The organism is Nocardia sp. NPDC059691 (genome assembly GCF_042733915.1).
Classification (GTDB): Bacteria; Actinomycetota; Actinomycetes; order Mycobacteriales; family Mycobacteriaceae; genus Nocardia; species Nocardia sichangensis.
This window is the reverse complement of the sequence record NZ_JBHWFB010000006.1, coordinates 91394-105136: the sequence shown is the minus strand read 5'-3', so window position 1 is coordinate 105136 and position 13743 is coordinate 91394. Positions and strand designations below refer to the sequence as shown.

Below are 13743 nucleotides of genomic sequence, written 5' to 3'. Positions count from 1 at the left end.
GGCCGGAGCTGCTCAGTCCCGCTCGCGGGCCATCGATGGGCGCAATTCGAGCACCCCGTCGTCGGGTCCGAAACCGAGTGATCGAGCGCGCGCGATTGATTCGTCCAAGGCTGCGGCGACCGTGTCGGCGAATTCCGCCGGGCGGCGAGACACCCGATCGACGTTCATGCTCAGGAACTCGAACGAGCTCGCGACCTCGCCGACGGTGCGATTGACCAGATACGAGATACCGCGCGCGACCTTGTCGGTGCGCCCGAGATCGCAGACGTGCACCGAGACCTCATGTCCTACCAGCACTTCCCGGTAGTAGGCGACGTGCTGCTCCATCGCGAACAGACCGAACTCGCCGGACCCGGTGTAGCCGAGCGCACGGTGTTGCTGCCACATCGCCTCGCCGTGCAGCCGAAAGTAGTGCGTCACGTTCATGTGCCGGTTGCCGTCCTCGAACTCCGGCGGAATCTCCCTGGTGAACGCGGCGGGGACCGCGAGTACCCGGGTGATCTCCGGCCGCACCGCGGCCACCTTCACCCGGCTCATCGAGACTCGCCCTGGATCGCCTGCCGGTAGCGCTCCGACAGCACGGACGGAAATCCCAGATCGCCTTCGATGACCCGGACCGCCAACGACGAGGCCAGAGCGCGCAGACGTGCGCACCCGTCCTCGCCGATCGCCTCGTACGGATAGACCGCCAGCTCGTCGGTCCTGTCCTCGATCGCCCCGCGCCGGGCGGCGCCGTGCTCGCTCAGAGCGCCGTTTGCCAACCACCCGCGGGCACGAAGCCGGTCGACGCCGGATGCCCAGTCCTGCTCACTCCAGGATCGGCTGAGGCGCAGTACCTCGGCGGCGACCTCGCCGGTCGCGCTGTGCGTGATCAGTGCTTCGATACCGTCCAGTCCCTCCGTCGCCAGTAGCGCCACATGGCCGGGATCCGTAAGGCCGAGGTCGCGATACGCCTCGGGGCCGTGCGGGGTGAAGTAGATCATGCCGGGGATCGGCTCGAGGGCGCGGAAGGTCAGACGAGCACTCCGCGGGGAGACCGTGGTCAAGAGACTGCTCCGATATCTCGTGGTGCTGAAAACTCGACTTCGATAGTTACCCGAATCCGATGTCAAGTTCAAGATACGGGTAGGCGTAGGGGCCGCTCTTCGTCGGCGCCTCGTGCGGTAAGCCCAGCGTTTCATATTGAACATGAACTCAGATTCAACTACGCTCGGGTTGCGAAAGCATGCCCGGATTGCCGGACAATCGCCAGTGCTCGGCCGCGCCGCCGACAACTGCACGCATTCGACAACGTGACGCCGTCCGGCGGCACGGAGCGGAAAGGAACTCTCATGACCGGTCCCACCTCCGTACCCGCCGAGCACCGGGCGACCGCCGTGCTGTTCGACTTCGGGGGTGTGCTGACGTCCAGCGTCTTCGAGGCGTTCCGAGAGTTCGGCGAGTCGATCGGCTGCGATCCCCGCCTACCGCTGCGCCTGTTCAGCGATGACGTGGAGGCCCGGGCACTGCTGGTCGCCCACGAGGAGGGACGCATGGGCGAGCGAGAGTTCGAACAGGGCTTCGCGGCGCGGCTGCGTGCGCACGGGGTCGAGGTGGACGGAGCCGGGCTCGTTCACCGCATCCAGTCCGGCCTGCGAGCCGACAGCGCCATGATCGAGCTGGTGACCGAAGTCAGGAATGCGGGATTCCGTGTTGGGCTGCTGTCGAACTCACTCGGCGACGACTGCTACGCCGGATTCGACCTCGCTTCGATGTTCGACGCCGTCACCATCTCCGGCGAGATCGGTGTACGCAAGCCATCGCGGCGCGCGTACGACATCGCCTGCGCCCGTTTGAATGTGGAGCCGGGAGCCACCGTAATGGTGGACGACCTGCCACAGAACATCGTCGCGGCCGAACACGCGGGGCTCACCGGCGTCCTGCACCGCGACGCGGCGGACACCATCGAGCGGCTGTGGGCCGCTCTCGGCCCGTCGTGAGTTCGGCTCGCAAGCACCTGTTCAGCGAGAACCACGAAGGGCACCCCGAAGGTGCCCGAGCACCAAGGAATCCACCGACGCCGTGCTGGCCGAGAACGCGAGCCCGGACGCATCCAATTCAGAGCGTCAGCACGAACTTTCCGATATTCGCTCCGGTGAACATCGTGTCGGGCAGTCATTCGTGCGTCAGAGCGCTCCCAGTTCGGAATCGCCCGCGGGCAGCGCGTCGAAGACCAGCACTTCGGCCGGATGACTGAGCGCGTCGCCCAAGGCCTCGTTGACCTCACGCAACACCGCGCTCTGGCCGTGGGCGCGCAACGCTTCTTTCGACGCCCATTTCTCGATCATCACGAATCGACCTGGTTCGCCGATCCGTCGATGCAGTGCGTAGAGCAGACAGCCCGGCTCGGCGTGCACCGCGGGCGCGGCCGTCCGCAACGTCCGCTCCACCAGCTCTTCCTGGCCCGGCTTCGCGATCATGGTCGCCACCACCACACAGGGCTCGGCCATACGTTCCTCCTCTTGAAGTGGGTTGTGCCGCTTCGTCCTGTCCGGCTACGGTCGCTTGCCCCATGAAGGGTCGCGGCGGCGCAACTCCATCTGGGCGATCGTGCGCTTGTGCACCTCGTCCGGCCCGTCCGCCAGGCGCAAAGTGCGCAGATGCGCGTACATGTTCGCCAAAGGGAAGTCGTCGGAGACACCACCACCGCCGTGGACCTGGATGGCCCGGTCGATCACCTTCAACGCGACTTGGGGCGCGGCCACCTTGATCGCGGCGATTTGGACCCGCGCGTTGCGATTTCCGACCGTGTCCATCAGATCGGCGGCCTGGAGTGTCAGCAACCGCGCCATCTCGATCTCGATGCGGGACTCGGCAATCCAATCCTGGATATTGGCGCGGTCGGCCAGCGGCGCGCCGAACGTCGTCCGCGCTTGCGCTCGGTCGATCATCAGGTCCAGCGCCCGTTCGGCCATGCCGATCGCTCGCATGCAGTGGTGGATCCGTCCCGGCCCGAGCCGGGCCTGGCTGATCATGAACCCGTCGCCCTCACCGGCCAGCAGCGCGGTGCGCGGCACTCGGACGTTCTCGAACACCACCTCGGCGTGCCCTTCCCGGTCCTGATACCCGAAGACGGGCAGGTTGCGCAGCACCGTCACGCCGGGGGTGTCGATCGGGACGACCATCATGCTCTGCTGACGGTGCACGGGCGCATCCGGATCCGTCTTGCCCATCACGATGAGAACCTTGCAATTCTTGTGCAAGGCGTTGGAGGTCCACCACTTTCGGCCGTTGAGCACGTACTCGTCGCCGTCGGGCCGCATGCGCAGCTCGATGTTGGTGGCATCGGAGCTGGCGACCGCCGGCTCGGTCATCGCGAAAGCCGAGGCGATCTCGCCGTCCAGCAGCGGACGCAGCCACGTCTGTTTGTGCTCGGGCGTGCCGAACAGCGTCAGCACTTCCATGTTCCCGGTGTCGGGAGCGTTGCAGTTGGTCGCCTCCGGCGCCAGATGCGCGCTTCGTCCCATGATCTCGGCGAGCGGCGCGTACTCCAGATTCGTCAGGCCCGGACCCCACTCCGGATGGGGGTGGAACAGATTCCACAGACCGCGCTTGCGCGCTTCGGTCTTGAGTTCTTCGAGAATCGGCGGGTGGAAGTGCGGATCACCGGACTCCGTCATCTGTGCGTGGTAGACCGCCTCCGCGGGGTAGACGTGCTCGTCCATGAAGGCGAGCAGATCCTCGCGGTATCGGCGAGATCGCTCCGAGAGCTCGAACATGGCGACTCCTCGTGCTGACTGACGGCTGCCTACGCACCGTATTTGAATTCGACTTCAGATTCAACTTCGCTTATTGCCGCGTCCGCCCGCAATGCCGACGACGCGCGCGATCTGCCCAGCTGCCGAGCCGACCGGCGCCCGCCCACGACGGTCTCACCGGGGCGTCGAGAGCTGTGCCGGTCATCGGTTGTTCTACTCGAGTGCTTCGATCCCGATGCGCAACAGCGGTTCGACCCCGGATCCCACGGTCTCGAAGCCGGATCCCACGGTTTGCCCGTGGAGATGGCGGTAGTGGATGCCTTCGAGGATCGCCGCGAGTTTGAAGGCGGCGAGCCCCAGATAGAAACCGAAGTGCGCGAGGTCGCGGCCGCTGTGTTCGGCATAGCGGTCGAGCAGTTCGGCCTCGGTGAGGAACCCGGGCGCGAGCGCCACGTCGCTGACACCGGTGACGCCGATCTCGCCGAGGCGGCGATACAGCAGCAGGAGCGCCACATCGGTGAGCGGATCACCTAAAGTGGCCATCTCCCAATCGATTACGGCGACCACGCGGTCTTCCGAGTCCATCAGGATGTTGTCGAGCCGGTAGTCGCCGTGGACGATTCCATCCGGAGACTGCGGAGGCTGGTGGGCCGCGAGCCTCCCGTACAGCGCGTCCGCACCCGGCAGTTCCCGGGAGTAGGAGGCGTCCAATTGCTTCTTCCAGCGGTGCACCTGCCGCACCAGGAACCCGCTCGGACGTCCGAAATCCGCGAGTCCGGCTGCCGCGGGATCCACGGCGTGCAGAGCGGCCAGAGCGTCGACCATTCCGGTCGAGATGGTTCGCGTCCGGTCGGCGCCGATCGCTGTGAGTTCGGCCGCCGTGCGGTAAGGCGTCCCGATCACCCGCTCCATCAGATAGAAGGGCGCGCCGAGGATATCGGGATCCTCGCAGAGCGTGTAGGTGGCGGGAACGGGTACGCCGGTGCCGGCCAGCGCGGTCATCACCCGGTATTCCCTGGACATGTCGTGTGCGGTTGCCAGCACGTGACCGAGCGGGGGTCGCCGCACGATCCACGCCGACCTGCCGTCGCTGATCTCGTAGGTCAGGTTGGATTTCCCGCCTGCGATCAGGCGGCCGGTGAGCGGCCCGGCGAGCAGATCCGGCTCGGCATCGGCCAGCCATGCCGCCAGGCGATCCAGATCCAAGCCGGGCAGATCCTCGCGGTTACGGTCGCTCATCAAGGCACCAGCACCGCGACCGTCTCGGCGACACACGCGGGCTTGGCGGCGCCGTCGATGTCGACGGTGACGCGGCTGACCGCCTGGAATCCCAGGTTCGCAGGCGCGAGCGAGAGCAACTCGACTCCCGCGCGCAGCCGGGACCCCACGGGAACGGGCGCGGGGAACCGCACCTTGTTGGCGCCGTAGTTGACGCCCATCGACAACCCTTCGACGCGATAGATCTGCCGGGTCAGCATCGGAATGAGAGACAGCGTAAGAAATCCGTGGGCGACGGTCGTGCCGAACGGTCCCGTCGCCGCTTTCACCGGATCCACGTGAATCCACTGGTGATCGCCCGTCGCGTCGGCAAAACGGTCGATCTGCTCCTGGGTCACGGTGTACCAGTCGCTGTATCCGAGGTGAGTTCCGATGGCCTTCTCCAGCTCGGCCAAGCCCTGGAATACCTTCATCGGTCGCTGTCCTTCCGTTCTTGTCCCGAGGTCCGCCGGCCACATAGACGACCTGGCCGGACACGAATCCCGCTCCCTCGCTCACCAGGAACGACACCGTGTGCGCGATGTCCTCGGGCGTCCCCGCGCGAGCGACCGGCTTCTGTGCGATAACCGCCTTCTTCAATTCCTCGAAGGACACACCCATTCGTTCGGCCGTGGCCGCGGTCATGTCCGTCAGGCGTCGTCGAGCGCCTTTGATTGCGTGCGGTGATGACGACCTTTGCGCCCTCGTCGACCAGCCGCTGGGCGATGCCGAGACCGATGCCGCGACTGGCGCCGGTGACGATGGCGGCCTTTCCTTCGAACGATCACTTATCAACGCTGCCCACCTTGCGTGATAGCTCAGTCCGATTCGAGCCGCAGCGCGTTGACCCACAGCTGCGTCAGGGTGGTGACGAGCTTCTCGAACGGGATGCGCTGATTCTGGACGAAGACCAGGTAGGCCATCCGGCTCACCATCACCGACAAGGCGTGCGCGGTGATCATGGGATCGAGGTCCGCGCTGGCCCGGCCGGATTCCTGCAGCGCGCTGATCATCTTCGCGTTGCGCTCCGCGAAAGCCTTGCCTCGTTCCATCCGCAGCCCGCGGAAATCCTCGTTGATCAGGGCGACCTCCTCGAGCACGGCCATCAGGCGCGCGTTGCGCTTGTAGGAGCGAAGGTAGTCCCGATTGGCCGCCTCGATGAGGTCGCGCGGGTCGGTGACGCCCGTGCGCTCGCGAACGTGGGGGTGCAGCATCTCTTCCTGCACCTGTTCCGCCACCGCCGCGAAGATCTCTTCCTTGCCGTCGAAATAGGTGTAGAACGACCCCGACGCCGTCCCGGCCGCCTTGGAGATATCGGAGATCTTGGCATCGAGGTATCCGTCGCGCTCGAATACCTCGCGCGCCGCGGCGATCAGCGCGGCGCGTGTGCGTTCGCCGCGCTTGGTGCGCGGAAGTCCTTTACGAGACTCGGCCTCACTCACAACGGACTCGGACACCAACGCTGGCCACTCACTGTCGGTCGACGGGACGTTTGTCGCGTTCACGGTATCACCGCGAACAGCGCGAACAGGTGGTCGAGGCGGCGCGCACCGCCACCACCGCAGGGCACTTCGTCGCCGAACGGATCCGGTCCTCGAAGCGGCATGGCCACAGCTGGAGTCCGACATCGGAACCGGATCAGCCGAGGGCTCACCGCATTCGGCGCTAACTGATCGGCAGCGCGCTGAAGATCGGGTTGTAGGCCCAGTTCACCATGCGCTCGGCGTCATCCTTCGCGGCAGCGCCGCTGTCGGGTGAGCTGTGCAGGACCACACCGATCAGCGGTATTCCTGCCCTGACCGTCTCGAACAGCAGGCAGGTTCCCGCAGCGTCGGTGAATCCGGTTTTGATGCCAATGGTGCCGGGATAGTCGTGCAGCATCCTGTTCGTGGTCTGCCAGAGGTGAGCGCGGTTGCCCGGGCCGGCGGGCACGTGATAGCTCTGCGAACTGACGATCTCCCGGAACACCGGCAGGCTCATCGCGCGCAGGCCGAGGGCGACCAGGTCCGCCGGTGTGGAGTAGGTGGAGTGGTCGGTGGGGGCAGGCAGCCCGCTGGGGTCGGCGAAATATGTTCCCGCCAGGCCCATCTGACGCGCGGTGTCGTTCATTTTGGCGATGAAACCGTCTTGTCCGGGCCCGTAGGCTTCGGCAAGGGTATAGGCGGCGTCGCAGCCGGACGGCAGCATCATCGCGTACAGGAGCTGTCGCGCGGTGAGCACCTCGCCGGGGACCAGGCCCGCGGTGCTTCCGTCGTATTCGGTGTCGTAGGCGATGATTTCCTGCGGCACGGTGATGGCCCGGTCGAGGTCGCCGGCATTGATCACGACCAGTGCCGTCATCACCTTCGTGATGCTGGCTATCGGGACCGGGGTGTTCGGCTGTCGCGACCACAGCACCGTGCCGGTGATTCCGTCTGCCAGCGCCGCACCCGACGCCTGCACCGCATCCGGCCCAGACGTCAGCCAGGGCAACTGGATATGGGCGTCGCTCGCGGCGGGGGCGGCCGCGACACCCTGACCGGCTACCACAACCAGCGCCCCGGCGACGACAGCGTGCAACAATCGAGCAAATGTCCGCATCGCCACATTCTGCCGTGGCATTTCCCTGATTAACGGCATTTCATCGGTCGAGTTGCCGCGCAACTTCGGTGACAGCATCTAATGAGCTAATCCAGGCGCCTCCGAGCTGGACGCTTCGGTCGACGGCCGAAACAGCTGGTCTCGTCAGTCCGTGGTCACCTTGACGATCGTTCTGCCGCGGGTGCGCCCGTCGGGGCTGAAGGCCGCGGGGGCGTCGGCCAGGGAGCAGACGCCGCTGACGAGCGGGATGAGCCGGCCATGACGGAGGCGGGTGACCAGTTGGGCCAGTTGCTCGCGGTTGGGCTCGACGACGAAGAAGATGGCTCGGCCGTCGTGAGGGTGGATGGCGGGTGGACCGGCGATGGTGACGAGGGTGCCGCCGGAGCGTAGTAGCGCGGTGGAGCGGTCGCGGATGTCGCCGCCGATCACGTCGAGTACCACGTCGACCTCGCCGACGTCCTCCAGGAGCTCTCCGCCCAAGTCGACGAACTCGTGGACGCCGAAATCTCGGGCCGCGTCCCGGTCGGAGGCTCGGCCGGTGCCGATGATGTGAGCTCCCGCCTCCTGGGCGAGTTGTGCGGCGACGGAGCCGACGGCGCCACCGACTCCGTGGATGAGGACGGTTTGGCCGGATTCGAGGTGAGCGTGGTCGAACAGCGCCTGCCAGGCCGTCAGACCGGAGATCGGTAGCGCGGCCGCGGCGACGTGGTCGACGTCAGCGGGGAGCGGGGCCAGGTTGCGGGCTTCCACGGCGGTGTACTCCGCGAGCGAACCGTTGCGCGCCCAGTCGGTCGGTCCGAAGACGCGCTGGCCCACCGTGAGGCCAGTGGTGCCGTAGCCGAGCGCGACGACTACACCTGACAGTTCGTGGCCGGGGACACTCGGGGTGCGGTCGCGACCGGCGCGATCGGTCCACGTCCCTGGCCAGTCGAGCTCGCCGCGGGTGAAGCCGGCGGCGTGGACTTGCACGATGACGTCGTTTTCAGCGGCGTGCGGGTGGGGCAGATCGGTCAGGGTCAATCCACCGATGCCAGCTTCGCGATCCCGGACTGTGATGGCTCGCATGAAGGTCCTTCCGGTCGTCGGAGTACTGGTCGGCTTCGACGTTACGCACTCGAGCTCCGCCATCGGCGGTCCACTTGGAGGTGTAGCGGGGGGCCACCTCCAGGTCGGGCCTAGCGGTCAGAATGGCCGCGAACCCCCTCGACGCCGGTTCCGAGCACACGCCCGATGAGAACTAGTTGTTGCTGGCCAGGAGGTTTTTGACAGTGGCGAAGGGGCAACAGCTCGAGTGACTGAGCTTGGGCCGGCTCGCGCGGTGGCGCTGAGGACCTTTAGGATACGAACCGTGCCGTATTCAAACAGTGGTGTCACAGCGAGAAGTCCTGGCCGACCACGTGACGTCGCCCGAGAGGGCGAGATTCTTCGCATCATCCTCGAAGTTATGAGTGATTCGGGTGTCGATGGTGTCACGTTCGAGGAAGTCGCTCGACGCGCTCAGGCATCGAAAAGGACTCTGTATCGCCGGTGGGCGACAAAGCAGGAGATGATCGTCGCCGCCATCAAGGCAGGCCCCGCCGCGGGCAACAAGCCTGAGCCGATCGATACAGGCTCCCTGCGGGGAGATCTGCTTGCCCTGCTCGAGCGGTTGGAGGCGACGATGAATGCCGGCGAGCCGATCAGCCTGACGATCATGCAGGCGGGACTACGTGACCCCGAACTGTGCGAGCACATCGAGGCCTCAGCCGGCCCCACGGGTGCCCGGTTGACCGATACCGTCCTGCGATCAGCAATAGAGCGCGGTGAATTACCGGCAACAGCGGACCGCTTCGCTTACGAAGAAGTCGCCGCAGCGGCACTCGTCATCCGCAAGCTCAATGGACTGTCAACTGATGCAACCTACCGCGAAGCCTTGGTCGACGCAGTGCTGATCCCCGCGCTCTGCAGCGGCGTGAACGCCGGCCAGCACGGCATCTTCTCCGGCAGACCGACACGGTCAGCCCCCCACCCGCACCGATGAACGAGAGAGACCCCTTGACCGACCTCACGATTCCCGGATTCACCTACGAACGCCTCACCGGCGTGGACGGAGTCGAGCTCAACGTCGCGCATGCGGGGCAAGGCTCGCCCGTGGTTTTCCTGCACGGGTTCCCGCAGACGCATCTGATGTGGAGTGCCGTCGCCAGTGACCTCAGCCGCGACCACTCCGTGCTCGCCATGGATCTGCGCGGCTACGGGGAGAGCGATAAGCCGGACGCCGCCACGCCGGAGACGTATTCGAAGCGCACCATGGCCTCAGATGTCGTCGAGGTTGCCGCGCAGCTGGGCCATGACCGATTCGCCGTCATCGGTCACGATCGTGGCGCGCTCGTCGCCGTTCGCGCGGGCCTCGATCACCCCGGGACGGTCACCCACATCGGGATCTTGGACGTGCTCCCGACGATGGACACGTGGGATGTCCTCCAGGGCGTCGAGGCAAAAGTCGCTTGGCACCTCTACCTCATGGCGCAACCCAAGGGGCTCCCTGAGAAGATGATCGACGCTGTCGCCGAAGAGTTCTTCACCTCGTTCCTCGATTCCTGGGACCCCACCGGCTCCACCTTCTCCCCTGAGCTGCGCCGTCACTACGTGTGCGCATCCATGGCGGCCGTGCCGTCCATCGTTGCCGACTACCGAGCCACGGCGAGCATCGACCTCGACATGGACCGGGCAGACCGCGCCCAGGGGCGGCAACTCACGATGCCTGTGGCCGCGATTTCCCAGGATTGGGGCAGCCGGCTCGGATTCGATCCCATCGAGATTTGGGGCGCATGGGCACCCGACTTCACCTACGAACCGATCAACGCCGGGCATTTCATGGCTGAAGAGAATCCCGCCCGGATCGCTGAGTTCATCCGGCAGCTCTTGACCCGATAGGTCACGACCGGGACCGACGGCACAGTGACCCCGTCTTCGGACAAGCTTTTCCTGCCGAAGCTCGGCTACAGCACCGCTGCCGGGATGACCGAGATCAGTCCGCCGTCGACGAGGATGTCCTGTCCGTTGATGTAGGACGCTTCGTCCGACGCGAGGAAAGCGACCGCCGCCGCGACATCCTCCGGGGTGCCGACCCGGCCGGCGGCAACCGTGGTAGTGATCGTGGACTTGATCTCGGCGGATGCTTCGGCTTGGAAGGCTGGGGTGTCGATGTACCCAGGGCTCACGGAGTTGACGCGGATGCGCCGGGTTGTCAGCTCGGCGGCGAGGGTCCGGGCCAAGCTCTGCACCGCGGCTTTGCTCGCGGTGTAGAGGGCGGCGGCGGGCGCGCCGCGATACGCGGCGAAGGACGCGTTGATAACGATCGCCGCACCGTCCGGCAGGAGGGGCAGCGTCTTCTGGATGGTGAAGAACGCGGCCTTGAGATTGGTGTCGAGGACACGGTAGAACTCGCCTTCGGTGACCTGCTCGATGGTCTGGAACGCGCCGATGCCCGCGTTCGCGAACACCACGTCCAACCGGCCGAACCGGTCGCGGATAGTCGCCACCAAGGTGTCCAGATCGGTGAGGTCGGTTGCGTCACCAGCAATTCCGAGTGCCCGATGCCCGAGTTCCTCGACCGCCGCGTCGAGCCGGGCCTTGTCGCGCCCGGTGACGATCACCCTCGCTCCTTCGGCGATGAGCCGCCGCGCGGTGGCCGCCCCCATGCCGCTGGTGCCGCCGGTGACGAGTGCGATCTTGCCGTTGTATCGGGAACTGTCGTGCGTCATGGCTCCAGCGTGCCGACCCAGCCCCGAAGCAAACAGTGCGCATTTATGGTGGGTGTGGCACCACCACCTTGCGGCCGTCAGGCGGGCGAGGCGACGCGACCGCGGTGTAGCCGTTCCAGGCGCTCACCGGTCGCGGTGCCCGGCCGCGGGTTGTACAGCACGAGTTGCCATTCGGGATGGTCCGCGACCGTCAACGTCGTCGCGTCGAAGAACAATTCACCGAGGTCGGGATGACGCAGCGCGTTCACCGCCTGCTCCGGAACTCCGACTTCCTGCCGCTCCCACAGTTCGGTGAATTCCGGGCTCATCAACCGGAGATTGTCGACCACCCTGCGGAAATCGGTGTCGCCAGGGCAAATGCCCGCGCTTGCGCGATAGGCGGCAACGATGGCGGGTGCGTTCGCCGCCCACAGCTCCTCCATGGCGCGATAGCGAGGATTGGTGAAATACGTGAGGAGGCAATTGTGTTCGCCGTCGCCGTAGCCGAACACCATCCGGGCGGTGTCGTTGAACCTCAGCACGTTCCAGTACCGATCGCGCAGTACCGCAGGCCGCCCGTCCCAAGCATCGATCAACTGCTGCACTTCCGGCGTGACGGCTGTTACGGGCGCGCACTCCAGGGTGGGCGGATTGAGTCCTGCCAGCAGGTACAGATGGATCCGTTCGGGTTCGCTCAGCATCAGGACTCGGGCGATCGCATCGAGCACCTCGTCGGAGACGGTGATGTCGCGTCCCTGCTCCAACCAGGTGTACCAGGACACTCCGACTCCGGCCAGCACGGCGAGCTCCTCTCGCCGCAATCCAGGCGTGCGCCGCCGGCCCGTCGCCGGAATTCCGACATCCTCGGGCCTGACCCGCGCCCGCCTGGCACGCAAAAAGTCACGTAGCAACTCGCGGCGTCGTGGCACGGCTTCGCTCGTCATAAGCCACGGTAACAAGCGCCCCCAGCGTCGCGTCAGACCACCACCGCAGATATTTCGCCGTGGGCTACCAGACCCCGGCCGGATACACCGCCACCTGCAATCACCGATGACCGGCTCAGCAGCGAATATCGGTGCACTCATGCAGCATGTACGGACTCCCACGAATTGGGATTGTTGCCGTTGTCCCCGAACTGCTGCGGGTCGGCTCTATTCGCTGGACCCCAATATCGTGCCTTGGCCTTTCCCTCGATCGGGATACCGAACCTTAGTGTCCGTACTCGGGTGCGGCCTGCAAGTCGGGTGCGGCGGCGGCCAGCAACGCGTCGCGGTCGCGGTTCAGCGGAGGGTAGATACGGCGAGTGTTGATGGCGCGCTTGGTGTCTTTGGCCTCCTCGCCGCATGCGACCACATGGCGGTCCCAGCCCTCGGTATACACCGCTCCTGCCGGTCCCAGATCGAGAACCGTTACATACCAAGGGATCCGCAACGGCTTCATGGGCTTGCCCAGAAGATCGCCGATGACGTTGTATCCCGCCCATCGGCCCATCGGGCGGCTGTGCTGGCAGGACATCACCGACATATGCTCGTCGTCCATTTTCGCGGCAGCGACGTCACCTGCGGCGAATACCCCGGGCACACCGCAGACACGCAGATAATCGTCGACGGGCAGTCGCCCCAGCCGGTCACGGTCGACGCCGAAGTCCGCGGTCAGCAGGCTGGCCCGCATGCCCGCACACCAGACGACAGTGGCGGCGGGCACCATTTCACCCGAGGAAAGCGTCACCCCGCGTTCATCGATGGACACCACCCCGACGCCCAACTTGGTCTCGATACCGCTGGAGGCCAACGCCGCCTCGATGACCGGTCGGGCCGATACACCCATGTCCGAGCCGACGAACGGGTTGCGGTCGACCAGGATGACCCGCGGTGCGACGGCACGCGGGGCAAAGACGTCGGCGAGCATCGCGGGCAGCCCGGTCGCCTCTTCGATCCCCGTCAAACCTGCCCCGACGACGACTACGGTGGCGGCCGCCGGGTCAGCGGGACCCTCGGCGAGCCGGCGCAAGTGAGCCTGCAGTCTCGTCGCTGCGTCGTGGGTATCGATGTCGAACCCGAACTCCCGCAGGCCAGGGATATCGGGCTTGACCACCTGGCTGCCCAACGCGAGCACCAGCCGGTCGTAGCCGTGAGCGCCCGCGGTGGATTCCACGATTCGCGCCACAGCGTCGATCGCCGTCACTTCGCCGATGATGTGCTCGATTCCGACCGGATCGAGAAGAACGCCGAGCGGGATGCGGGATGTGCTCAGATCGGTCTCATAGTCACGCACGCGGATGTCGTGGTACGGCGTGGAACTGATCATCGTGATATCGACGGTCCCGCCCGCCACACCGAGCTCGTCGAGCCGCCGGGCCGCCGCGAGCGCCGCCCACAGACCCGCGAACCCGGACCCGAGGACCACGACACGCGACGGATCGGTCACTGCAGCGCGCTGCACAT

At 66.0% G+C, this 13743-nt stretch carries 15 protein-coding genes and 2 pseudogenes; 3 read left to right on the top strand and 14 right to left on the bottom strand.

All coding sequences use genetic code 11. The features are described 5' to 3' along the window. Positions 1–12: 12 nt before the first annotated feature. Entirely contained in the window at positions 13–537 is a 525-nt protein-coding gene (locus tag ACFV2O_RS15255) for a thioesterase family protein (RefSeq protein ID WP_379252274.1), read from the bottom strand. Next, complete coding sequence (locus ACFV2O_RS15250; protein ID WP_379252273.1) at positions 534–1046, bottom strand: hypothetical protein; 513 nt, start codon at positions 1044–1046, stop codon at positions 534–536. Before ACFV2O_RS15250 ends, ACFV2O_RS15255 begins: the two co-directional genes overlap by 4 nt. A 285-nt stretch (positions 1047–1331) precedes the next feature. Between ACFV2O_RS15250 and ACFV2O_RS15245 the strand changes: the two genes are divergently transcribed. After that, on the top strand, positions 1332–1979 hold the full coding sequence (locus ACFV2O_RS15245; protein WP_355078146.1) for an HAD family phosphatase: 648 nt from the start codon (positions 1332–1334) through the stop codon (positions 1977–1979). 186 nt (positions 1980–2165) lie between these two features. On the opposite strand, the gene ACFV2O_RS15240 is transcribed toward ACFV2O_RS15245, so the two are convergent. The 9 genes and pseudogenes from ACFV2O_RS15240 to ACFV2O_RS15200 all read right to left on the bottom strand — a co-directional run bounded on the left by ACFV2O_RS15240 (position 2166) and on the right by ACFV2O_RS15200 (position 8639). Further along, complete coding sequence (locus ACFV2O_RS15240) at positions 2166–2489, bottom strand: putative quinol monooxygenase (RefSeq protein WP_379252272.1); 324 nt, start codon at positions 2487–2489, stop codon at positions 2166–2168. Between the two features lie 45 nt (positions 2490–2534). Continuing rightward, complete coding sequence (locus tag ACFV2O_RS15235; RefSeq protein ID WP_379252271.1) at positions 2535–3758, bottom strand: acyl-CoA dehydrogenase family protein; 1224 nt, start codon at positions 3756–3758, stop codon at positions 2535–2537. Between the two features lie 192 nt (positions 3759–3950). After that, entirely contained in the window at positions 3951–4976 is a 1026-nt protein-coding gene (locus ACFV2O_RS15230) for a phosphotransferase family protein (protein ID WP_379252531.1), read from the bottom strand. After that, positions 4976–5428, bottom strand: coding sequence for a MaoC family dehydratase (locus ACFV2O_RS15225; protein WP_356964160.1), 453 nt, complete (start codon positions 5426–5428; stop codon positions 4976–4978). The genes ACFV2O_RS15230 and ACFV2O_RS15225 overlap by 1 nt, the downstream gene beginning before the upstream one ends. Positions 5429–5519: 91 nt before the next feature. Then, a pseudogene (locus ACFV2O_RS15220) lies at positions 5520–5615 on the bottom strand (beta-ketoacyl-ACP reductase); the annotation flags it as partial. Between the two features lie 49 nt (positions 5616–5664). After that, positions 5665–5757 (bottom strand): annotated as a pseudogene (locus tag ACFV2O_RS15215) (SDR family NAD(P)-dependent oxidoreductase); the annotation flags it as partial. A gap of 55 nt (positions 5758–5812) precedes the next feature. Beyond that, positions 5813–6436, bottom strand: coding sequence for a TetR/AcrR family transcriptional regulator (locus ACFV2O_RS15210; RefSeq protein WP_379252270.1), 624 nt, complete (start codon positions 6434–6436; stop codon positions 5813–5815). Positions 6437–6659: 223 nt separating this feature from the next. Further along, on the bottom strand, positions 6660–7574 hold the full coding sequence (locus ACFV2O_RS15205) for a D-alanyl-D-alanine carboxypeptidase family protein (RefSeq protein WP_379252269.1): 915 nt from the start codon (positions 7572–7574) through the stop codon (positions 6660–6662). Between the two features lie 144 nt (positions 7575–7718). Next, positions 7719–8639 carry an NADP-dependent oxidoreductase gene (locus tag ACFV2O_RS15200; RefSeq protein WP_379252268.1) on the bottom strand — a complete coding sequence of 307 codons (921 nt, stop codon included), beginning with the start codon at positions 8637–8639 and terminating at the stop codon, positions 7719–7721. A 226-nt stretch (positions 8640–8865) separates the two neighbouring features. On the opposite strand from ACFV2O_RS15200, the gene ACFV2O_RS15195 reads away from it, so the two are divergent. Together ACFV2O_RS15195 and ACFV2O_RS15190 are read left to right on the top strand one after the other, a co-directional pair. Next, entirely contained in the window at positions 8866–9594 is a 729-nt protein-coding gene (locus ACFV2O_RS15195; RefSeq protein ID WP_379252267.1) for a TetR/AcrR family transcriptional regulator, read from the top strand. 14 nt (positions 9595–9608) lie between these two features. Further along, positions 9609–10490 (top strand): alpha/beta fold hydrolase, encoded by an 882-nt coding sequence (locus ACFV2O_RS15190; protein WP_379252266.1) that lies wholly within the window; start codon positions 9609–9611, stop codon positions 10488–10490. Between the two features lie 65 nt (positions 10491–10555). Here ACFV2O_RS15190 and ACFV2O_RS15185 read toward each other — a convergent pair whose 3' ends face one another. From ACFV2O_RS15185 to ACFV2O_RS15175, 3 genes are all read right to left on the bottom strand, one after another. Next, on the bottom strand, positions 10556–11320 hold the full coding sequence (locus ACFV2O_RS15185; RefSeq protein ID WP_379252265.1) for a glucose 1-dehydrogenase: 765 nt from the start codon (positions 11318–11320) through the stop codon (positions 10556–10558). Positions 11321–11397: 77 nt separating this feature from the next. Further along, complete coding sequence (locus ACFV2O_RS15180; RefSeq protein WP_379252264.1) at positions 11398–12243, bottom strand: helix-turn-helix transcriptional regulator; 846 nt, start codon at positions 12241–12243, stop codon at positions 11398–11400. Positions 12244–12508: 265 nt separating this feature from the next. Further along, entirely contained in the window at positions 12509–13726 is a 1218-nt protein-coding gene (locus ACFV2O_RS15175; RefSeq protein WP_379252530.1) for an NAD(P)/FAD-dependent oxidoreductase, read from the bottom strand. Positions 13727–13743: the final 17 nt, after the last annotated feature.

Bases quoted from the DNA above. Each gene is read 5' to 3' on its own strand.
- ACFV2O_RS15255 (WP_379252274.1), bottom strand. From the start codon at position 537: ATGAGCCGGGTGAAGGTGGCCGCGGTGCGGCCGGAGATCACCCGGGTA.
- ACFV2O_RS15245 (WP_355078146.1), top strand. From the start codon at position 1,332: ATGACCGGTCCCACCTCCGTACCCGCCGAGCACCGGGCGACCGCCGTG.
- ACFV2O_RS15240 (WP_379252272.1), bottom strand. From the start codon at position 2,489: ATGGCCGAGCCCTGTGTGGTGGTGGCGACCATGATCGCGAAGCCGGGC.
- ACFV2O_RS15235 (WP_379252271.1), bottom strand. From the start codon at position 3,758: ATGTTCGAGCTCTCGGAGCGATCTCGCCGATACCGCGAGGATCTGCTC.
- ACFV2O_RS15230 (WP_379252531.1), bottom strand. From the start codon at position 4,976: ATGAGCGACCGTAACCGCGAGGATCTGCCCGGCTTGGATCTGGATCGC.
- ACFV2O_RS15225 (WP_356964160.1), bottom strand. From the start codon at position 5,428: ATGAAGGTATTCCAGGGCTTGGCCGAGCTGGAGAAGGCCATCGGAACT.
- ACFV2O_RS15205 (WP_379252269.1), bottom strand. From the start codon at position 7,574: ATGCGGACATTTGCTCGATTGTTGCACGCTGTCGTCGCCGGGGCGCTG.
- ACFV2O_RS15200 (WP_379252268.1), bottom strand. From the start codon at position 8,639: ATGCGAGCCATCACAGTCCGGGATCGCGAAGCTGGCATCGGTGGATTG.
- ACFV2O_RS15185 (WP_379252265.1), bottom strand. From the start codon at position 11,320: ATGACGCACGACAGTTCCCGATACAACGGCAAGATCGCACTCGTCACC.
- ACFV2O_RS15180 (WP_379252264.1), bottom strand. From the start codon at position 12,243: ATGACGAGCGAAGCCGTGCCACGACGCCGCGAGTTGCTACGTGACTTT.